At 60.3% G+C, this 20,484-nt stretch carries 20 protein-coding genes; 15 read left to right on the top strand and 5 right to left on the bottom strand.

The window, feature by feature from the left end; all coding sequences use genetic code 11:
• Positions 1-14: 14 nt before the first annotated feature.
• Both J8Z04_RS02615 and argH read right to left on the bottom strand, forming a co-directional pair.
• Positions 15-458 carry a hypothetical protein gene (locus J8Z04_RS02615; RefSeq protein WP_043559988.1) on the bottom strand — a complete coding sequence of 148 codons (444 nt, stop codon included), beginning with the start codon at positions 456-458 and terminating at the stop codon, positions 15-17.
• A 399-nt stretch (positions 459-857) separates the two neighbouring features.
• Positions 858-2,300: an argininosuccinate lyase gene (argH, locus tag J8Z04_RS02610; protein WP_081563486.1), complete on the bottom strand. Its 1,443-nt coding sequence runs from the start codon at positions 2,298-2,300 to the stop codon at positions 858-860.
• Here argH and J8Z04_RS02605 point away from each other — a divergent pair.
• The 7 genes from J8Z04_RS02605 to J8Z04_RS02575 are packed head-to-tail and all read left to right on the top strand — an operon-like array spanning position 2,299 to position 8,139.
• Entirely contained in the window at positions 2,299-2,883 is a 585-nt protein-coding gene (locus J8Z04_RS02605) for a TlpA disulfide reductase family protein (RefSeq protein ID WP_181005209.1), read from the top strand. The two genes, argH and J8Z04_RS02605, sit on opposite strands and share 2 nt — an antisense overlap.
• Positions 2,884-2,894: 11 nt before the next feature.
• Positions 2,895-3,683 (top strand): N-formylglutamate amidohydrolase, encoded by a 789-nt coding sequence (locus J8Z04_RS02600; RefSeq protein WP_232086334.1) that lies wholly within the window; start codon positions 2,895-2,897, stop codon positions 3,681-3,683.
• On the top strand, positions 3,680-4,528 hold the full coding sequence (locus J8Z04_RS02595; RefSeq protein WP_192848239.1) for a shikimate dehydrogenase: 849 nt from the start codon (positions 3,680-3,682) through the stop codon (positions 4,526-4,528). Before J8Z04_RS02600 ends, J8Z04_RS02595 begins: the two co-directional genes overlap by 4 nt.
• Before the next feature lie 24 nt (positions 4,529-4,552).
• The gene (gene coaE, locus J8Z04_RS02590) at positions 4,553-5,167 is read left to right on the top strand and encodes a dephospho-CoA kinase (RefSeq protein WP_192848238.1); all 615 of its coding nucleotides are present in this window, start codon (positions 4,553-4,555) and stop codon (positions 5,165-5,167) included.
• Between the two features lies 1 nt (position 5,168).
• Positions 5,169-5,864: a DNA polymerase III subunit epsilon gene (gene dnaQ, locus J8Z04_RS02585; RefSeq protein ID WP_212125562.1), complete on the top strand. Its 696-nt coding sequence runs from the start codon at positions 5,169-5,171 to the stop codon at positions 5,862-5,864.
• Complete coding sequence (locus tag J8Z04_RS02580; RefSeq protein ID WP_332067149.1) at positions 5,861-6,766, top strand: glycosyltransferase family 9 protein; 906 nt, start codon at positions 5,861-5,863, stop codon at positions 6,764-6,766. The genes dnaQ and J8Z04_RS02580 overlap by 4 nt, the downstream gene beginning before the upstream one ends.
• A 50-nt stretch (positions 6,767-6,816) precedes the next feature.
• Positions 6,817-8,139: a dihydroorotase gene (locus tag J8Z04_RS02575; protein ID WP_081563482.1), complete on the top strand. Its 1,323-nt coding sequence runs from the start codon at positions 6,817-6,819 to the stop codon at positions 8,137-8,139.
• Between the two features lie 45 nt (positions 8,140-8,184).
• Here the strand turns inward: J8Z04_RS02575 and J8Z04_RS02570 are convergent, their stop codons facing one another.
• Positions 8,185-9,108 carry a glycosyltransferase family 2 protein gene (locus J8Z04_RS02570; RefSeq protein ID WP_192848237.1) on the bottom strand — a complete coding sequence of 308 codons (924 nt, stop codon included), beginning with the start codon at positions 9,106-9,108 and terminating at the stop codon, positions 8,185-8,187.
• A gap of 120 nt (positions 9,109-9,228) precedes the next feature.
• On the opposite strand from J8Z04_RS02570, the gene J8Z04_RS02565 reads away from it, so the two are divergent.
• The 5 genes from J8Z04_RS02565 (at position 9,229) to J8Z04_RS02545 (ending at position 15,598) form a co-directional block, all read left to right on the top strand.
• Positions 9,229-9,921 carry a tetratricopeptide repeat protein gene (locus J8Z04_RS02565; RefSeq protein ID WP_143539930.1) on the top strand — a complete coding sequence of 231 codons (693 nt, stop codon included), beginning with the start codon at positions 9,229-9,231 and terminating at the stop codon, positions 9,919-9,921.
• Positions 9,918-11,327 (top strand): PQQ-binding-like beta-propeller repeat protein, encoded by a 1,410-nt coding sequence (locus tag J8Z04_RS02560; protein WP_227449706.1) that lies wholly within the window; start codon positions 9,918-9,920, stop codon positions 11,325-11,327. Before J8Z04_RS02565 ends, J8Z04_RS02560 begins: the two co-directional genes overlap by 4 nt.
• Positions 11,320-12,687, top strand: coding sequence for a ribosome biogenesis GTPase Der (der, locus tag J8Z04_RS02555; RefSeq protein ID WP_043560004.1), 1,368 nt, complete (start codon positions 11,320-11,322; stop codon positions 12,685-12,687). The genes J8Z04_RS02560 and der overlap by 8 nt, the downstream gene beginning before the upstream one ends.
• An 87-nt stretch (positions 12,688-12,774) precedes the next feature.
• Entirely contained in the window at positions 12,775-14,208 is a 1,434-nt protein-coding gene (locus tag J8Z04_RS02550; protein WP_043560006.1) for a sugar porter family MFS transporter, read from the top strand.
• Between the two features lies 1 nt (position 14,209).
• Positions 14,210-15,598 (top strand): MFS transporter, encoded by a 1,389-nt coding sequence (locus J8Z04_RS02545; protein ID WP_043561164.1) that lies wholly within the window; start codon positions 14,210-14,212, stop codon positions 15,596-15,598.
• 110 nt (positions 15,599-15,708) lie between these two features.
• Here J8Z04_RS02545 and ubiA read toward each other — a convergent pair whose 3' ends face one another.
• Entirely contained in the window at positions 15,709-16,638 is a 930-nt protein-coding gene (ubiA, locus tag J8Z04_RS02540; RefSeq protein WP_192848236.1) for a 4-hydroxybenzoate octaprenyltransferase, read from the bottom strand.
• A gap of 88 nt (positions 16,639-16,726) precedes the next feature.
• On the opposite strand from ubiA, the gene J8Z04_RS02535 reads away from it, so the two are divergent.
• From J8Z04_RS02535 to J8Z04_RS02525, 3 genes are all read left to right on the top strand, one after another.
• On the top strand, positions 16,727-17,443 hold the full coding sequence (locus J8Z04_RS02535; RefSeq protein ID WP_103765607.1) for a 16S rRNA (uracil(1498)-N(3))-methyltransferase: 717 nt from the start codon (positions 16,727-16,729) through the stop codon (positions 17,441-17,443).
• 142 nt (positions 17,444-17,585) lie between these two features.
• The gene (locus J8Z04_RS02530) at positions 17,586-18,971 is read left to right on the top strand and encodes a glutamate--cysteine ligase (RefSeq protein WP_192848235.1); all 1,386 of its coding nucleotides are present in this window, start codon (positions 17,586-17,588) and stop codon (positions 18,969-18,971) included.
• Entirely contained in the window at positions 18,968-19,618 is a 651-nt protein-coding gene (locus J8Z04_RS02525) for a LolA family protein (RefSeq protein ID WP_332067148.1), read from the top strand. Before J8Z04_RS02530 ends, J8Z04_RS02525 begins: the two co-directional genes overlap by 4 nt.
• On the opposite strand, the gene rsmI is transcribed toward J8Z04_RS02525, so the two are convergent.
• On the bottom strand, positions 19,615-20,448 hold the full coding sequence (rsmI, locus tag J8Z04_RS02520) for a 16S rRNA (cytidine(1402)-2'-O)-methyltransferase (protein WP_408610212.1): 834 nt from the start codon (positions 20,446-20,448) through the stop codon (positions 19,615-19,617). The genes J8Z04_RS02525 and rsmI overlap by 4 nt on opposite strands.
• Positions 20,449-20,484: the final 36 nt, after the last annotated feature.

The raw sequence follows: 20,484 nt of genomic DNA, 5'->3' as shown, positions 1-20,484 counted from the left end.
GGGAGACTGCCTGTTCAGGCAGCGTTTAATCTGTCCCGTTCAAGAACCACAGGTTCAAGATGCACGCAGAAGAGCCCCCGTACCCAGCGGGGCATGGGTGGGAGGCCGACCCAGGCAGTTCTGGCCTGGTTGCTCTGTCTGGGAGAACGGGTGAGAGCAGAAGGAACGGGTAGAGACCATTCCTGAGCCCCCATGAACAGGATCACGTCTCTGATGGTCTGATCCAGCAGGGTAGTGGCCGTCATGTCCAGGAAGACATGAGGTGTTTCAGCGGGGAGAAGGAAGTTGAACCATCCCCTGTGGTGGTGTTGGCAGGGTATGACGTTGCCTGTCGGGCCGAGCAGGCGAAGTTCTGTTTTCATGGCAGGAGAAACCCAGAAGGGAGTCGTGTTGCCAGCCCGCATGTACTCATAACGGGCTGGATCCTTCAGAATGATTTCTGTCAGCGTTACCATCATGACCACTCCATCCTGAACAAGGCAGATTGCAGGGTCACTCTAGGAAGGTCATCTTGATAAAGCGTGAAGAAAGGAAAATCTTTTATCTGTTATCAGTCATGCTTATTGGTAAATAGCCAGTTTTTGCGGTCAATGCCCTGTAATCATGAGAAAAGGTGAAAGCAGGAACTCCCACTTTCACCTTTCTTGATAATCTCTCGCATGATTTCTGAAGAATCACGTCATTTCATTCTGGCGGATATATCTGCGGATACGTCACTTTCTCAGACGGGCCGGGAGGCTTGGGAGCCCCCGGTCGGCCGCAGGCGCTCAGTCCCAGCAGGAAAATGCCACCCATGAGGGCCAGAACGGCCCGCGTCATGAAAGAGGAATGAAGCCGATGCATGATCATCTCTCCGTTCAGGCCTGTCCAAGCCGTTCCAGCCACCCCTTGGCCTGTGCCTGCACATTGGCTGGTGCCGTGCCGCCGTGGCTGGTGCGGGAGGCGAGGGAGGAGTCCACGGTCAGGACGTCATAGATGGACCTGTTGATGCCTGATTCCACGGCCTGCATGTCTTCGAGTGAAAGGTCGGCCAGATCGCAGCCTTTCTGCTCGGCCAGACTGACAAGACGCCCTGTGACATGATGGGCCGTGCGGAAGGGCAGACGCAGCTCCCGCACCAGCCAGTCGGCAAGGTCCGTGGCGGTGGAGAAGCCAGCACCTGCCAGCTCCCGCATCCGTTCCTTGTTTGGTTTGAGGTCCCGGATCATCCCTTCCATGGCGGCCAAGGACAGGGTGATGGCCGTCGTGGCGTCAAAGACGGGTTCCTTGTCTTCCTGCGTGTCCTTCGCATAGGCCAGCGGCAGACCTTTCATGACCGTCAGCAGCCCGATCAGATCGCCGGTGATGCGGCCCACCTTGGCACGGACCAGCTCGGCAGCATCCGGGTTGCGCTTCTGTGGCATGATGGAGGAGCCGGTGGTGAAGGCGTCGGACAGATGGACGAAATTGAAGGCCGCAGAGGCCCACTGCACGATCTCTTCCGAAAGGCGGGAGAGATGCATGGCCTCCATGGAGAGGACAGACAGATATTCCAGCGCAAAGTCGCGGTCGGACACGGCGTCCAGCGAGTTTGACGTCGGGCGGTCGAAACCGAGGGCCTGCGCCGTCATGTCCCGGTCGATGGGGAAGGACGTGCCTGCCAGGGCGGCAGACCCCAGCGGGCATTCATTCATCCGGCGGCGGGCATCACGCAGGCGGGAGGCATCACGGGCCAGCATTTCCACATAAGCCAGCAGATGATGACCGAAGGTGACGGGCTGGGCGACCTGAAGATGGGTGAAACCCGGCATGGGGGTGTCATGATATTCCAGTGCACGGCGGGCGAGGGTGCGCATCAGGGCTTCCGTCTGTTCCACGATGCCGTCGATGGAATCCCGGACCCAGAGGCGGAAGTCCGTGGCAATCTGGTCATTGCGGGAACGGGCGGTGTGCAGCCGCTTTCCGGCTTCCCCGATCCGCTCGGACAGGCGGGATTCGATATTCATGTGAATATCTTCCAGTGCCGGGGAGAAAGCGAAGCGGCCTTCTTCGATTTCCGTGGCAATATCGGCCAGCCCCTGCTGGATTTCGGCTTCTTCCTGTTCTGTCAGCAGGCCAACCTTGCGGAGCATGGCAGCATGGGCGAGGGAGCCACGGATATCCTGTCGCCAGAGAATTCTGTCGAACCCGATGGAGGCGTTGATCTCCTCCATGATGGCTGCCGGACCGCTGGCGAAACGGCCACCCCACTGGGGGTTGGCAGCGTCCGTGCTGGCGGGTCTGTTTGCAGGGGAGGCGTTGCTGGTATTATTGTGCGTCATGAGGACCGATATGATCAGAAACTGGAAAAAGATTCGTACATGCGCCGTTCTGGCGGGCTGGCTGAGTGTAGCGGCTGCGGGCCTGTGGCACAATTGTGTGCGGGCTGAAGCGTTGCAGAGTTTGCAGGAGCTGGAGCCGGAACCGGCCCTGTCAGCCCCGGTCACGCTGGCCATTGCGGGGCTGGGCGGCACGAAGGCAAGCCTGCCCATGAAGGCGGGGAAGCCGTACATGCTGCATCTCTGGGCCACATGGTGCACACCCTGTCGGGAAGAGCTGCCCCAGCTGGCCGCTTTCCTGGACAGAAATCCCGATCTGCCCGTGATCCCCGTTGCTCTGGACAGTGGTTCACCGGAGCGTGTTCAGGCAGCCCTGCCCCGTCTCCATGCCGAGGGCCTGCCCGTCTGGACGGCGGAGCGTCAGGCTGTGGATCCGTTCCTGAAGAGTCTTCGGGAACCCGGACTGCCCATGACGCTGCTGATTGATGCCCAGGGGCAGGTGCGGGCCATTTCTGATGGCGGCGTGGAGTGGAAGGACGCCGCTGCGGCCAGCACGGTCCGCTCCCTTCTTCATCAGGTTGAGTGAGGCTGGGCGTGATGAACAGGCAGACTGAGGCCATGCCCCTTCTGGGGAAGAGTGAGGCCCGCCCTTATCATGTCCATGCAGCGGTGACGGACAGTCCTTTCGTCATGATCAGCGACCATGCGGGCCGTGCCGTGCCAGAAAGGCTGGGTGATCTTGGCCTACCCGTGGATGAATGGGACAGGCACATCGCCTATGATATTGGCATCCGGGAAGTGGGGAGGCACCTCCAGCAGGCTCTCGGTTGCCTGCTTGTAGAGCAGGTCTATTCCCGCCTCGTGATCGACTGCAACCGGGCTGCCGGGCATCCGACCTCCATTCCTCCCGTCAGTGACGGTGCGCCCGTGCCGGGGAATCAGGGCCTGTCAGCCGTGGAGAGACGGCAGCGGGAAGAGGCCATTCTCCATGCCTATCACGATGAGATAGAACGCCATCTGTCCCGGCGGAAGCCGGAAACGACGTTGTTCGTGTCCCTGCACAGTTTCACTCCTGCCATGCAGGATGGGCGGAGACGCCCGTGGGACATCGGGCTGCTGCACGATCATGACCCTCACTCAGCCCGCCTGATGCGGACATTGCTGGAGGAGGAAGGCGGCCTCCATGTGGGGGACAACCAGCCCTATGTGCTGAACAGCCAGAATGAATACAGCGTGCCCTATCACGCCGGACGGCGGAATCTGCCAGCCCTTGAGATTGAGATAAGGCAGGACCTCATCAGTGATGAAGTGGGGCAGAAGCTCTGGGCGGAGCGCCTGGCCCGTCTGCTGCCCCGCTTCTGGGAAAGACGGAAGGAGATGGCGTGACGATTGATGGCAGGACCAGACTGGCTGGCGTGATAGGCTGGCCGGTCGATCATTCCCGGTCTCCCATGTTGCATAACCACTGGTGCCGGGTGCATCAGGTCAACGGGGCCTATGTGCCGCTGCCGGTCAAGCCGGGACAGCTGGAAATGGCTCTGAAGGGGCTGGTGGCAGCGGGGTTCCGTGGGGTGAATGTCACGATTCCACACAAGGAGGAGGCTTTCCGCCTCTGTGACGAACTGACAGAAACGGCCCGCCGGGCCGGGGCAGCCAATACGCTGCGTTTTGTGGAGGGGCGGGTTATTGGCGACTGCACCGATGGCACCGGCTTCTGCGACAATCTTCTGGCTCATGGCGTGAGGCTGGAAGGGCGTGCTCTCATCCTCGGGGCGGGGGGAGCCGCCCGGGCCGTAGCGGCAGCGTTGCAGGATCGTGGCTGTGAGGTCTTCATTTCCAACCGTACAGCTTCCCGGGCCGAGGCTCTGGTGCAGGCCCTGGGGGGCGGAATCGTGCTGGACTGGACAGACTGGCCCAGCAGGCTGGGAGAGATGAATCTGCTCGTCAATGCGACATCACTGGGCATGGGAGGACGTGATGACACGGCATGGTCCAGCCTGCTGCAGAAGGGGCAGGAGGGGCTGAGCGTGGCGGACATCGTCTATACGCCTCGGCAGACACCTCTGCTGAAGGCAGCGCAGGAGCGTGGCTTCTGCACCGTGGACGGGCTGGGCATGCTGATCTGTCAGGCACGGGCCGGGTTTCAGGAATGGTTCGGTGTACTGCCGGAAGCCGATGAAGCCAGTTTTGACATTCTGGCGCAGGACCTCGCCCGGCATGGCCTTTCCTGACATGGTGATGGTCGGGGCCTGTTCGTGAAGGCTCTGGGGCTGACGGGTGGCATGGCCGCCGGGAAGAGTACGGTGGCATCTCTCTTCCGCAGGGCGGGTGTGCCTGTTTTTGATGCCGATGCCTGCGTCCGTCATCTTCAGGCCCCTCATGGGCGGGCGGTTCCTGCCCTGCAGAAGGCGTTTCCCGGCATCGTGCATGATGGCGTGCTGGACAGGGCAGCCCTGCGCCGTCTCATAGCGGCGGATCCAACCGTCCTGCCCCGGCTGGAAGCCATCATCCATCCGATGGTCCGGCAGGAGAGACAGGCTTTTCTGAGGCGTTGCCGGTCCCGTCAGGTGCCGTTCTGTGTTCTGGACATTCCCCTTCTGTGGGAAACGGGGGCGGATCGGGACTGTACGCTCGTCATGGTGGTGTCGGCTCCGCTGTCTGTCCGTCAGTCCCGCATCCGGCAGCGTTACAGGAGGGGTGGGCAGATGAGCGAGGCGGATGCGAAAGCCCTGCTGGCCCGGCAGATGCCGGACAGGGAGCGGCGACGCCGGGCCGATATCGTGATAAGGACGGGCCTCTCCCGTGCCTGTGCGGCCCGTCAGGTCCGTGCCATTCTGGCCTCCCTGTGGCAGATGCGTGAAAGACGATGACATGACCCGTTCTATTCTTTTTGATACCGAGACGACAGGGCTGGACCCGGATACCGGGGACAGGGTGATCGAAATTGCCGCCCTGGAGCTGGTGAATGACCTGCGGACGGGGAATTATTTCCATGTGCTGGTGAATCCCGAACGGGACATTCCCCCCGAGGCCACGAAGGTGCATGGTTTCACGCTGGCGGACCTGGAAGGGAAACCTCTTTTCGCTGACATTGCTGATGAGTTCCTGGAGTTCATCGGTGACGGGAAGATGATCGCCCATAATGCACCGTTCGACTTCAAGTTCATCAATGCGGAGCTGAAGCGGGCCGGACGTCCCGTGCTGGATTATGACAGTCGGGCCATTGATACCGTCATCATGGCCCGGAAGAAATTCCCCGGGATGCCTGCCAATCTGGACGCCCTCTGCCGCCGTTTCGGGATCGACCTCTCCGAGCGTGGCACCCACAATGCCCTGCTGGACTGCCGCCTGCTGGCCGACGTGTATGTGGAGCTGATCGGGGGGCGGCAGCGTGGCCTTGGTCTGGGCAGTGACCGGCAGCAGTCTGCCGGCCCGGGTGGGGCGGGGAAGCGCAGGGTCGTGACGGGTCGCAAGGCCCGTCCCATGCCACCACCGGATGAGGCCCCTCTGGCCCGTCATGCCGAATTTCTCGCAACCCTGTCAGACCCGATCTGGTTGCAGGAGTGAAACGCATCCTCTTCATCACGGCGCATCGTCTTGGTGATGCCGTGATTGCCATGGGGGCGCTGGCCGGGATGATGGAGCGTCATCCTCAGGCCCGATTCACCATCGCCTGCGGTCCGGCCGTGCAGGACCTGTTCCGGTACATGCCCCGTTGCGAGCGGATCATCGTGGTGGAGAAGAAGCCTCATAACAGGCACTGGCTGGCCCTGTGGTGGCAGGTTGTGCGCCATCGCTGGGAAGTGGTGGTGGATCTCCGTTCATCGCCTCTGGCCTATGGAGTATGGAGCCGTTCCCGTCATGTCGTCAGGGGGGGCAGGCGGACAGGGCTGAAGCTGGAGCAGCAGGCCCGGTCGCTGGGCTTCAGGCAGCCCTTCCGTCCGCATGTCTGGCTGGGACCGGAGGAGCAGGACATGGCCGCCCGCCTCCTGCCCGGTGATATCCGCTGGCTGGCTCTGGCTCCGACAGCAGGAACGGAGACGAAACTCTGGCCTGCCTCATCTTTTGCGGCTCTCGCAGACCGGCTGGGGGCAGAGGGGATGCGTCCTGTCCTGTTCTACGGTCCGGGAGAGCGGGAGGCGAGGCTGGCCGCTCCGGCCCGGGCTGCCATGCCGGAGGCTCTGGACCTTGGCGGGAGATATTCACTGGCGCAGGTTGCAGCCCTGCTGGTCCGCTGCTGCCTGTTTGTCGGGAGTGATTCAGGGCTGATGCACCTGTCAGCAGCTCTGGACGTGCCAACGCTGGGCATGTTCGGTCCCAGCCGTGCCGCAGAATATGCGCCTTCTGGCCGCTGGACGGCTGTGGTTGAGGCTCCCGGCCCGCCCGGTGCCGGAAACATGGAGGGCCTGAAGGCTGAAGATGTCTGTCAGGCCGCCCTCTCTCTTTATGAATGGTCCGGAGAGGGGTAAGAACCGGTCATCACTGTGATGAAACGATGACAGATTTTCAGGGAGACATCATGCATTTTGATCTCATAATCCGTAATGGACGGTGCGTATTTCCATGGGGTGAGGCACAGGCCGACATCGGCATCCGTGATCAGCGGATCGCTTCCCTGTCCGTTTCCGCCAGTGATGAGGCTGACCGTGTCATTGATGCCACGGGCCTGCATGTCCTGCCCGGGCTGATCGACTCTCACGTACATCTGCGTGATCCCGGCAAGCCGGAGGCTGAAACGCTGGAGACAGGTACCCGGGCGGCGGCTCTGGGTGGCATCACGGCTGTGTTTGACATGCCGAACACCAACCCGACCATCACGGACAGGAAGATGCTGGACTGGAAGCGTCAGCATATCGTGGAGACGGCGAATATTGACGTCGCCATGTATATTGGTGCGACCCGGGAGAACACGCCCCTTCTGGCCGAGTTCGAGCAGGAAGAGGGTGTCTGTGGCGTCAAGGTTTTTGCGGGGTCTTCGACCGGCGATCTCATGATCGAGGATGATGAGGGGATCGAGGCGGTCCTGCGCTCCGGCCATCGCCGTGTGTCCTTCCACTCGGAGGATGAATACCGCCTGCGGGAGCGGCGGAAGCTGTTCGAGCCGGGGCAGCCCTACCACTGTCATGCCGAGTGGCGGGATGCGGAATGTGCCATTCGGGGTACGCAGCGTATCCTGGCCCTGTCCCGCAAGACGGGGCGGCCCATCCATATCCTGCATGTTTCAACGGAAGAAGAGTTCATTCTTCTGGGCGAAAACCGCCGTCATGCCACGGTGGAGGTTCTGGTCAATCATCTGACCAACGAAGGGCCGGGCTGTTATGAGCGTCTGGGTGGCAAGGCCGTGATGAACCCTCCGCTGCGGAATGAGCGGCGTCATTTTGAGGCAGGCTGGGCCGCCCTGCGGGATGGACGGGTGGATGTGGTGTCTTCCGACCATGCGCCGCACCCCAAAGAGGCCAAGGAACTGCCGTGGCTGGAATGTCCGTCCGGCCTGACGGGCGTGCAGACGATCGTTCCGCTGATGCTGGATCACGTCAATGCAGGGCGTCTGAGCCTGACCCGGCTCGTGGACGTTATGGCCGCTGGTCCGGCCCGGGTCTATGGGCTGCCGAACAAGGGCCGTCTGGCCGTCGGGTTCGATGGTGACATCACCCTTGTGGACATGAAGAAGCAGCGGACCATCACCAATGACTGGATCGCCTCTCCCGCAGGCTGGACACCTTATGACGGAAAGACCGTCACGGGCTGGCCCGTGGGGACCATCGTCCGGGGGCAGGTCGTGATGCAGGATGATGAGATCGTCACCAGCAATGTGGGGCGTCCCATCAGCTTCCAGCCCTGAGGGGAGAAAAGAGGGGCTCTTCCGGCGGGAGGGGCCCCTTTCCGGTTAGTGGAGGCTGCGTCCTTCGGGAAAGCCATACATCAGATAATGGGCCAGTGGTCCTGATTCATAGCCTGCCACATCAGGGTGACGGGCCAGATAGGCGTGGCTGTTCCAGACATGAAGCCTGCCAGACCGGGAACGGATCAGGGGCAGGCCCTCACGAAAATAGATGTGAACCTCATCCCGGTAGAGAGTCTCATACTCGTCATGGGAGCGGAGAAGCATGTGGCAGAGATGACTGCCCGGGCAGTGTGGTCTGGAGAGGTGAGCAAGAATCTTCTGCCGGTCAAATACATCGTCAGGTCTCTCCATTTCGGGCATCAGTTTTGCCCGGGAGAGGTCGATCATTTCCTGATAGGGCCGGTTGTGGCTGTGGAGATAGACAAAACGTGTCATTTTCACATCCGTGGTGTTGGCCAGAGCAGGGGCATGGTGCCCATTGTCGATGGTGGCGTCGTGGTAGGCGGGCACGAAGCCTTTGTGAAAATGACGGTTGGGGGCGTACCAGCCTTCATGTCCGTCCCCAGGCAGGTTGAACAGGCTCAGCTCGATGCGGAAGGGGCGGCCCCAAGGCTTCAGGCGTGCAAACTCGGCCAGAATGTCTGCCTTTCCTAGAGAAAGCCCGGTCTCCGTAAAAACGCAGAGCAGTTCATCGCAATCTACCGGCAGGGCGAAATCATACTCTGCATCCTGATTCAGGGAGCGTATGACGTTCGTGAAATGCCCGCCCTTGTTCTGGAAATCAAACGCCGTATCCAGATCCCGCCGGACATGGGCGCCGCATCGTTCGGCTTCATCCAGCAGGGCCAGAGTGGTGACCTCTTCCGATCTGTTATCAAAGATGAGAAGATTTTCCATGCCGAAGAGGCAGGCATAATGGGTCAGCCAGCGGGCAAGGCGGGGCCCCTCATCCTTCTGCATCATCATGACCTTGACGATGGGGGGGCGGGCTGGAGCGGTAATTTTTGTCGGGGAGGATGTTTGCCGCTGGTCCGTCATGCTATAGGAGTGTCAGAATTATCATGATTGGTCCAGCAAGGATATGGCGTGTCAGACGATTTGATTAAGGAAGTGGAAGAAGAGCAGCGTCTTCTGCGGCTCAGATCCATGGCCCTCCGTGTGGGCGGCGTGCTGGTGGTTCTTCTGGTGCTGGCTGGTGTTGCCGGTGGTGTATGGGGATGGCAGCAGCACCGGCTCCATACGGCTCAGGCCGTGGCGTCGGACCGCTATTTCGAGGCCATGAAGCTTCTTGGTGATCTGAATGCTCTGCCGTCTGCTGAAAGTGATGCACGACAGAAGGCCGAAGGCATTTTCTCGGATCTGGCCCAGTCCGCCCCGCAGGGTGTACGCAGCTATGCCGCCATGTATCTGGCCGAGCTGAAAGAGCAGGATCATGACCGTTCCACAGCGTTGAAGCTGTGGCAGCAGGTGGTGGATGATCGAGCTTCCGAAAGGTCTCTGGCGTTGATGGCGCAGTATCGCCTCCTGAATGCCCGGATGGGTATCGCTCCCAGGGATGAGCTGAGGCGTGGTTATCAGGCGCTCGTTCAGACAGGGGGAAGCTGGGTCCCTCTGGCGAAGGAAGGGTTGGCCGTGCTGGACCTGAGGGACGATGCCAAACCGGAGGAACGGGCAGAGGCACGCCGCCTGCTGCTGGAGGTTCAGACATCAGCGGACAGCACGGATGATTTACGGCGTCGGGCCGGACTATTGTTGCAGACTTTGGGAGAGGCTGGATGAACCGCCATTTTTCTTCATTGCCGGGGATGGGGGGCGTAAAGGCTTCCCGTCGTTCTCTTCTCAAGGGCGCCTGTTCATTTGCTGCCATGACGGGGCTGGCGGGTTGTGGTGCCTTCTCGGACGATCCGAAGAAAACGGTTCTGCCGGGCAGACGGATTGACGTCCTGTCAACCGGGGCAGGTCTGGCCGTGGACACGCATGATACAGCCCCCATCACCCTGCCTGCCGTACAGCCCGTCACTGCATGGATGCAGGAAGGGCGGACAGCGTCGCATGAAGCGGTCAATGCAGTCTGGAATGGTACGCGACAGCTATGGAGTGAGTCGGTTGGCTCCGGTGTCAATCGGGTTGGCTGGCTTTCCATGGTGGCGTTTGTCCCCAATCGCAAAGGGGCCTTGCAGTCCCCGCCCGTGATTGGCGATGGTCGCATGTTCACGGTGGATGCCCAGGGCGTCATCCGGGCCTGGAGCTGGCCGGAGCGCAGGCAGCTCTGGCACCTCCAGCCAGCCCGCAAGACCCGTTCTACCAATATTGGCGGTGGCCTCGCCCTGGTGGGGAATACGCTTTATGTCGTTGATGGCGTGGCGCAGGCCCTGGCGCTGGATGCTGCCACGGGTCGACAGAAATGGGCCGTGGATATCGGGACGCCGGGGCGCTCCGCCCCGACTGTTGTCGGTGGTCTGATGGTTTTCACGACCATTGATGCCCGCCTGTACGCTCTGGATGCGGCAACGGGCCAGCAGCGCTGGACCTATCAGGCGACCGATGTCAGCACGACCCTCTTTGGGGCTGGGGCTCCGGCCATTGTCAATGACATTGTGGTGGCTGGTTTCGGCAGTGGTGATCTGGTGGCCCTGCGTGCAGCTTCTGGCGAGGTTGTCTGGAGTGACAGCCTTGGCGGAGGCAACGGGCTGGGCGCCATGTTGGATTTCGCCTGCGTGCGTGGGGGGCCTGTCGTTGTTGGCGGGACAGCCTATGCCATATCTTTGTCTCGTGTGCTTGTGGCCATCGACATGCGCTCGGGGCGTCGTCTGTGGGAGCGGGAGGTCAGTGGTCAGTCGCCGCTCTGTGTTTGTGGCGAATGGCTGTATCTCATCTCCCTGGACCAGCAGCTGGCCTGCCTGGACCGTGTGACGGGACAGGTACGGTGGGTCAAACAGTTGCCCCGTTTCAAAAAACCGGAGCATGAGAAGGGTCCCATCCAGTGGATGGGACCGATCATGCTGAACAACAGGCTTGTCTGTCTTTCCAGCATGAACCGTGGTGGCATGGTGATCGTGAATGCCAGGACGGGCCAGGAAGAAGGAAAGATAGAAACACCGTCATCCTGCCAGGTACAGCCGATTGTCTGTGATGGACAGCTGCTCGTTCTGAGCGAAGATGGTGTTCTGCGCGCTTATGGTTGATCCCGCTGGGACAGGCAGGCTGCCTGTCGTCGTTATCGCAGGGCGCCCCAATGTGGGGAAGTCCACCATCTTCAACCGGCTTGTCGGGAGGCGTCAGGCGATCGTGTCGGACGAGCCCGGTGTGACGCGGGATCGCAAGGACGGCGTGGCCATGCTGCGTGGTCGCCGTGTGCGGCTCGTGGATACGGCAGGGCTGGAGGAAGCAGCTCCCGAGACGTTGTTTGGCCGTATGCGGGCTTCGTCCGAGCAGGGGATCGCACAGGCTGATCTGGTTGTTTTCTGCGTGGATGCACGGTCTGGCATTACACCTGCTGATGCACATTTTGCCAACTGGTTACGGCGGCAGAACCGGCCTGTCCTCCTCGTTGCCAACAAGGCCGAAGGCCGGGCCGGTGCAGAAGCAGCCATGGAGGCCTTCTCTCTTGGGCTGGGAACCCCGCTTGCCATGTCTGCTGAACATGGTGAGGGACTGGCCGACCTGATGAGCGAGATCGTCAGCCTTCTGCCGGATGAGGAGACACTCGCCGAGCAGGATGGAGAGAAACCGCTGCGCCTTGCCATCATTGGCCGTCCGAATGCTGGAAAATCAACGCTTCTGAACAGCCTTCTGGGCGAGGAGAGGATGATCACGGGGCCGGAAGCTGGCCTGACACGTGATGCTGTCAGTGTCATGCTCGAGGACGAGGCCGGGCCGATCGAAATCGTTGACACGGCTGGAATGCGGAAGCGTGCCCGTGTTCAGGAAGGGCTGGAGCGTGTCTCTGTTTCCGCCTCTATTGAGGCCATGAAAATGGCTGAAGTGGTTGTGCTGGTTCTGGATGCAGATCGTGGTGTTGATGAGCAGGACCTCCAGATTGCCCGTCTGATTGAGCGGGAGGGGAGAGCCTGTGTTCTTGCTCTCAACAAGTGGGATGCCGTCAAGGAGCGTCAGGCAACACGCAAGGCGATTTCTGATCGTATCGAAATTTCACTGGCGCAGATGCGTGGGATCGAGGTTGTGACATTCTCGGCTCTGACAGGCGAGGGGCTGCACCGCCTTCTGCCGGCCGTCCGAAGGGCCAGCGAGGTCTGGAACGCCCGTGTGGGCACGAGCGATCTTAACCGCTGGTTTGAGGAGGCGGTGGAACGTCATCAGCCGCCGCTGGTGGATGGGCGCCGACTGAAGTTACGCTACATGACACAGGCCAAAAGCCGCCCGCCGACCTTTGTGCTGTTTGGCACAAGGGCGGAGCAGCTGCCGGACAGTTACAAAAGATACCTCATAAATGGGTTGCGGGAGACCTTCCATCTTCCCGGCACGCCGATCCGGCTTCTGCTGCGGGGGAGCCGTAATCCATTCGTGAAGCAGGATGAGCGATAATTTATTGAATTTGGAGCAATAACGTCCATAATCGCCGCACGCCCCGATGCCGGAGGGGTGTGTGACCTTTATGAATGAGGAGTTATCATGGTAGGAGTAACGCCGGCAGCCAGGAGTGGGGGCGGTGCCTCTTCGTCTCAGAAGACGACAGGGCGTGCTACGTTTCTTGGCATTCTTGCGGCCCTTTCCGGGTTGATGTTTGGGTTGGATACAGGCGTTGTCGCTGGTGCTTTGCCGTTCATTGCGACTGATTTCCATGCTGGTGCTGCCATGCAGGGGTGGATCGTGTCGTCCATGATGGCTGGTGCTGCTGTTGGTGCTACATTTGCTGGTCGCATTTCCGTTTCTTTTGGTCGCCCGGGTGCCATGCTGGGCGCTGGGATCCTTTTTCTCGTTGGTACGCTTTTCTGTGCGTTTGCTCCCGGGGTGGCCCTGCTCATCACAGGGCGTGTCCTGCTTGGTCTGGCTGTTGGCGTGGCAGCATTTGCAGCGCCGCTCTACATTTCTGAGATCACGGTCGAATCGGCCCGTGGTGCCATGATTTCTTTCTATCAGCTGATGGTTACGCTCGGGATTTTTCTGGCATTCGTGTCCGATAGCATCCTGTCCGAAGGTGGGCACTGGCGCTGGATGCTCGGGATCATGGGCGTTCCGGCGGCCCTGTTCCTCGGTGTAGTGCTGATTCTGCCGCACAGCCCTCGCTGGCTGATGATGCGTGGTGATACGGAGCGTGCCCGCAAGGTGCTGCGTATGCTGCGTTCTGACGAGGAAGTGGCGGAAGCAGAGCTGGCCGATATCAACGACCGCCTCTCCAAGAGCAGTGATGCCGGATATGGGCTGTTTCGCAGCAATCCGAACTTCCGTCGTTCCGTGTTTCTGGGTATCACCCTCCAGATCATGCAGCAGCTGAGCGGAATCAACGCCCTGCTTTACTACGCACCGCGCGTGTTCGAAGCTGCCCATTTCGGGACCAATGCTGCCGTGTGGGCCACGACACTGGTCGGGCTGACCAACATGGTTTTCACAGGTGTGGCCATCCGATACGCCGACAGGTGGGGCCGTCGTCCGCTGCTGTTGACGAGCTGTGTCATCGTTGGTGCTTCGCTGGTTGGTGTCGGTGCAGTGCTGGCTTTTGGTGGTGGCAGCCTGGCCGCTTCCATCCTGCTCTGCGCTCTGATCCTTGTCTTTGTGGCCGGTTTTGCCATTGGTGAGGGACCGCTTGTCTGGGCCCTGTGCTCTGAGGTTCAGCCGACACGTGGCCGTGACTTTGGTATCGGCTGTTCCACGGTGACAAACTGGGTGGCCAACTGGGTTGTTTCCAGCATTTTCCCGCTGATGATGCTGGCGATGGGTGCGTCTTGGACCTTCATCCTGTTTGCAGCGTTCAATGGCCTGTTCGTGCTGATTACTCTGGGTTTTGTCCCGGAGACGAAGGGTGCTTCGCTGGAGCGGATCGAAGCGAATCTTTTTGCAGGGGTGCCCCTGCGTAAATTGGGAGAACCAGAGGGTAATGGGCAGTAAGATGGCAGATCCTAGCCTTGAGGGAGAATACGACCCGGAGAGGCACGCAGGCCTTTACGGGATGCAACGCTTCAAGGCGATGTCATCTGTCATTCTGGCATTGATGCTTTCGATCCTGGATTATTCCGTTGCGAATGTGGCCCTGCCCACCATCGCAACGGATCTCCACTCTTCTGCTTCGCAGGCGATCTGGGTCATCAATGCCTACCAGCTGGCCAATCTGGCCTGTCTCCTGCCATTGGCCGCCATTGGGGCCAGGGTTGGTTTCGGGCGGATGAGCCAGCTGGGAATTGTCCTGTTTCTCATTGCGTCTGTGGCCTGTGCCATGTCGCAGAACATGCTGGAGCTGACGCTTGCCCGGGCTCTTCAGGGTGTTGGCAGCTCCTGCATCATGAGTGTGAATATTGCTCTTGTGCGCTTCATTTATCCGCACAAGCTCATAGGCAAGGGGATTGCGCTCAACGGGCTGTTCATCGGCCTGGGTGTGGCGCTGGGGCCGACCATCGGCTCCTTCATCCTCTCCATTGCCTCCTGGCCCTGGATTTTCTGGGTGAATCTGCCGCTGGGTGGCATTGCCATCCTTCTAGCCAGCAAGGCTCTGCCCAAAACGCCGCGGAGCGACGTGAAGGTCGATATCCCTGGTTCCTTGCTCACGGTGGCTTCTTTCGCCCTGCTGGGGATCGGGCTGGACAGCCTCATGCATGGTGATCTGGGCTGGGGTGCCGGGTTGACGGGCTGGAGCCTTGTCAGCTGGTGGCTTCTCCTGCGCTGGCAGAAAAAGCGGCAGGAGCCTATTGTGCCGCTGGACCTGCTGAAGCGTGTGCCCTTTCTGCTGGCCTGTCTGGTCAGTTTCTGTGGGTTTGTGGCTTCGAACCTGTATATTGTGGCCATGCCTTTCACGCTGGCAGTGGCTTTTCATAAAAATCCGGCCACAGTCGGTCTGTTGATTGCACCGTGGGCTGTGGGCGTGGCGGTGATGTCTTTTATTGTCGGAAAGATTGCAGACCGTTTTCCGGCAGCTCTGCTGTCTTCCATTGGGCTGCTGGTGACATGTCTTGGCTTTGTCCTTCTCTGTACCCTGCCGCTGGATGCCGATAACACGGCCATTGCCTGGCGGACGCTTCTGGCTGGCATGGGGTTTGGCTTTTTCCAGCCACCGAACAACCGGGCCATCATGGTGACAGCCCCTCCCGGCCGGGAGGGTGGTGCAAGCGGGATGCTCTCCGTGGCCCGTCTTTCAGGGCAGACGACAGGGGCATTGCTGGTCGCCGGGCTGTTCACCCTGTTCCCTCATCCTGCATTCATCTGTCTCGGAGCCGCCGCTGCCGTGGCTTTCTGTGGAGCAGCATTGAGTGCAGGGCGGACGCTTTTCAGAAGGCGCACGACCTGAGCAGGTCGCTCGATACAGGTCAGTCTGTTGTATGAAAAATCCCCGGGGTGCTGGTTCTGCCCCGGGGATTTTTCATGTCGGCCCTCTCACGCTCATGGAGCAGATCAGGTTTAGTGCCAAAATGTCGGGCTGGCCCCCAGGATGAAGGCGGCTGCCAGGACGAAGCCTATTGCGACGTTCTGCCGGAAGAAGTGCAGACAGAGAGGAGCATCATAGGGCGAAAGCTGGACAGTCTGACGGCCCAGCAGGAGGCAGGCTAGCAGGAAAGGCAGCCAGAAGAGTGGGTGCAACCCGGCCTGTAGAGCCGAGAGTGCAAACAGGCAGAGGGCTAGGGCGTAACAGCTGCCTATGAAGAGGCGGGCATGGTTCAGCATCAGGCGGGAGGTGGATTTGACCCCGATACGGGCATCATCCTCCATATCCTGAAAACCATAGATGGTATCGAATCCCAGCTGCCAGATGATGACGCCGCCGTAGAGCAGCAGGCCCGGCAGGTCCAGAGTGTTCTGGCTGGCCGCATAGCCCATGGGAGCGCCGAAGCCGAAGGTGAATCCCATGACAAGCTGGGGCCACCATGTCAGTCTTTTTGCGGCCGGGTAGAAGGCGACAAGGATCAGCGCCAGAGGTGCCAGCATCCAGCAGACGGGCGGCAGGGCGAGCAATACGGCCAGCCCTCCGAGTAGCAACACTGCCAGCAGAGCCAGTCCCTGTGTCAGGTTGAGTGCGCCGCTGGCCAGGGGCCTGCCTGCCGTGCGTGAAACCTGGGCATCAATTTTGCGATCCCAGATGTCGTTGATGACACAGCCCGCCGAACGCATGAGCAGCGATCCGATGGCGAAGAGCGCCGTATAGAAGAGCCGGCGTTCCAGAGGGGGCCCTTGTGGGGCAAGAAAGATGCCGAACACGCCGGGCAGCAGCAGCAGCCATGTGCCAACGGGACGGTCCAGCCGGGCAAGCAGTGCATAGGATCGCCAAGGGTCTGGCAGGCGGCCGATCAGGCCATTGCTGCGGATATCGGTATGAAGATGGGTCTGGGACATGGGATGAGTGATTGGCCAGAAACAGGATGAGGTCAATATTTTATCGCAGATGCTGGAAAGTGAGTGGGGAAAGCGGTATGCCCGAAACATGAGCCGTACTGATCCACGCCTTTTTATTGTTGATGCAGAGTCTCCCTGGCAGGAAGGGGAGACGGTGTCCCTGTCTGCCGGTCAGGCCCATTATCTGGGCAAGGTCATGCGTCTTCAGCCGGGCGATGGTGTGGTGCTGTTCAATGGCCGGGATGGCGAGTGGCAGGCGACTGTCGAGGGGCTGAAAAAAAATCAGGCCACGGTGCGCGTCACGTCCTGTCTGCGGCCCCAGCAGGATACAGAAGGGGTGGAGCTTCTTTTTGCGCCACTCAAGAGGGATGCGACGGAGCTGCTCATCCGCATGGGGACAGAGCTGGGTGTGACACGCTTTCGCCCCGTCCTGACAGCCCGGACAAACACACATCGCCTGAATCTTGAGCGGTTGGGGCTGATCGCACAGGAAGCTGCCGAACAGTGTGAGCGGCTGGATGTCCCGACCCTCATGCCGCTGGAGCCTCTGGCGGCTGTTCTGGCCCGCTGGCCGGTTCGGCGCAGGCTTGCTGTGGCGCTGGAGCGCCATGGGCAGGGAGGGCCTCCCGCTGGCTGTGATGCATTGCTCATCGGGCCAGAAGGAGGCTTTGCGGAGGAAGAGGTCCAACGGCTTTCCCGGCATGAGGCCATACAGTCTTTTTCGCTCGGCCCCCGGATATTGCGGGCAGATACGGCAGCCTGTGCTGCCTTGGCCCAGATCGGAGCAGCCAACCGGCAGGCATGAACGGCCCGAGGCTGCTCGAATATGTGTCGGTTCTCTTGAATGAAGGTAAATATGCCCCCTAGTATAGGGGGTATCTGGCTTACGGACAGTCTGAGCGTCCTGCGGCATAGCGTGGTGAATTTTAGCCGATAAGGGTTTGTGCATGTCCAATCCAGGTGAAAGCAATACGACACTGATCGAGAGCAGGGCGCAGCTTGTCGAGGTTCTGGCTCGTGGCTGCAAGCCGAAGGCTGAATGGCGTATTGGGACAGAACATGAAAAGTTCGGGTTCCGTCTGCCAGAACGGGCCAGAGGAGAGCTGAAGCCGTTTGCGCCACCAGCGTATGAGCCGGATGGCATCGGTGCCCTGCTTGGCGCTCTGGAAGGGCCGGACTGGCAGGCCATCCGTGATGATGGCCATTTGATAGGCCTGAAAGGTGCGGGCCCGCACAAGGGGCGATCCATCTCTCTGGAACCTGCTGGACAGTTTGAGCTCTCCGGTGCGCCTGTCAGGACGGTGCAGGAAACCGAACAGGAGATGATTGCCCATTTCAGGCAGATCACCGGGCCTGCGCAGGAGCTGGGCCTTGGTTTTGCGCCTCTTGGTTTTCAGCCTCTCTGGCCCCGGGAGGCCATGCCGTGGATGCCCAAGAGCCGGTATGCCATCATGCGCCGCTACATGCCAGAGGTCGGGCGTCGTGGGCTGGACATGATGACACGGACCTGCACTGTGCAGGTGAATCTGGATTTTTCCAGCGAGGCAGACATGGCCCGCAAAATGCGGGTGTCGCTCGCTCTCCAGCCTCTCATCACGGCCCTGATGGTCAATTCGCCGTTTGCTGATGGCAGGCCGACAGGGCGTCTGTCCAACCGGGCCTATATCTGGCTGGATACGGACAATCAGCGCAGTGGTCAGCCGACGTTCTTTTTTGAGGAAGGCTTCGGGTTTGAGCGCTACGTGGACTGGGCGCTGGATGTCCCTATGTATTTCGTCAATCGTGAAGGGCGGAATATTGATGCCGCAGGCTGTTCGTTCCGTAAATGGCTCGATGGTGTCGAGCAGGAGCCGTTGGCAGGCCTGCGCCCAACGGTCGGGGATTTTGAAGACCATCTGACGACACTGTTCCCTGATGTCCGGCTCAAGCAGTTTCTTGAGATGCGTGGTGCCGATGCTGGACGGCCAGACATGATGGTGGCCCAGTCTGCGTTCTGGGTGGGGCTGCTATATGACGAAGATGTGCTGGCTGAAGCCGAACGGGTGGTGAAGGAGCAGTCTTGGCTGCATTATCAGTCTCTGGCGGAGCTTGTTGTCGAACAGGCCATGGATGCTCCTTTCCCGGGCGGGCTGCGTCATCTGGCAAAGCGTATTCTGACACTGGCCGAGCAGGGACTTCAGAAACGGGGCCATGGGGAGGAGTATTATCTTGCTCCGCTCTATGAGATTGCTGATGGTGCCAAAACACAGGCGGAGCGGTGGCTGGAGCGGTACCATGATGTCTGGCAGGGTGATGTCCGGCACATTTTCCGGGAAGCGGATATTTCCTTGTGAGGAAAGGAATCGTGGTGATGGTGGTGCGGCGTCTTGTCATGGCCTGCGGCGTGGCTTTTGCTGTGGGGGGGATGGGTCTGCTGGGGAATCCGGCACTGGCGGCAGGCGTTCCCCTGACCCAGGCCCAGCAGGGATGGGTTCACAGAATTGAGTCCAGCCTTGCGGCGACGAAGACATTTCAGGCCCGGTTTGAGCAGGTAACCGAGCATGACGGGGCATCCACCGGGACAGTTCTGCTGGAGCGGCCGGGAAAGATGCGGTTTTCTTACGATCCTCCCAGCCCGCTTCTGCTTGTGGCCAATGAAGGCAAGGTCGTGTTTCAGGATCGCAGCATCGGTCAGATCACGACAATCCCTCTGGATCATACGCCATTGGGTCTTCTTCTGCGGCCGGATCCCCGTTTCTCGGGGGATGTATCCATTCTGGGGTACGAACAGCAGAATAGCGAGATCCAGTTGCGGGTGACACGGACGGAAAATCCGGGTGAAGGCGAGATGACGCTCTTTTTCTCCACCCGTCCGCTCAGTCTGAAGGGCTGGACAGTGTTGGATGCCCAAGGGCACAGGACGGTCGTGCATTTTTCCAGCGTGCAGACCGGCATCAGCGTTCCGGCTTCAAGTTTTGTCCTGCCAAAGGATGAGGACTAACCGCCCTTTTTCTGTCTGGCCAGCTCAAGTGCCCGGTTATAGACGGTGCGCTTGGGCAGGTTGACGATCCCTGCTATCAGCGCTGCGGCATCCTTGACGGAGTGGGTTTTCAGGGCATCCTGCAAGGCCTGGTCGAGCTCCTGTGCTCCTGTATCGTCTGCGGCTGGTGGACCAAGAAGCAGGGTGATCTCTCCCCGTGGGGCTGTTTCTTCAAAATGGGCAATGAGTTCGGCAAGACTGCCCCGGACCATTTCTTCAAAATGTTTTGTCAGTTCACGCCCTACGGCCGCAGGGCGGTCTGAGCCGAATACCTGCTGCTGTGTTTTCAGTGTTTCCAGAAGTCGGTGCGGTGATTCATACCAGATGAGCGTGGCAGCCAGACCAGCCTGTTCGGCAGCACGCAGGGCGGTAAAGCTGTGTCGGCGGGCCTCTCCCCGGGGAGGAAAGCCCAGAAACATGAAGGGAATGGGAGGCAGGCCGGAGAGTGTCAGAGCCGTGACGGCAGCATTGGCACCGGGCAGGGACGTGATGGCGATATTTTCTGCCTGTGCGGCCCGGACGAGGCGGTATCCAGGGTCCGAAACAATGGGTGTACCGGCATCAGAGACCAGGGCCAGACATTCTCCCTGCTGGAGGCGCTCAATGAGGGCGGGGATGCGGTCCTGTTCATTATGGTCGTGGAGAGGGAAGAGCTGGTTGCTTATGCCATAATGCCGCAGCAGTTTTGTGGTAACGCGGGTATCTTCACACAGGATGGCATCAGCGGTCCTTAAAGCATCAAGGGCACGCTGGCTTATGTCGGCGAGGTTGCCGACAGGCGTTGCCACCAGCACGAGCTGCCCGGTAGAAGAAGGAAATGTTCCGTG

Source organism: Bombella apis (assembly GCF_018221685.1).
GTDB classification, from domain to species: Bacteria; Pseudomonadota; Alphaproteobacteria; order Acetobacterales; family Acetobacteraceae; genus Bombella; species Bombella apis.
This window is presented reverse-complemented; position numbering and strand designations above follow the sequence as displayed.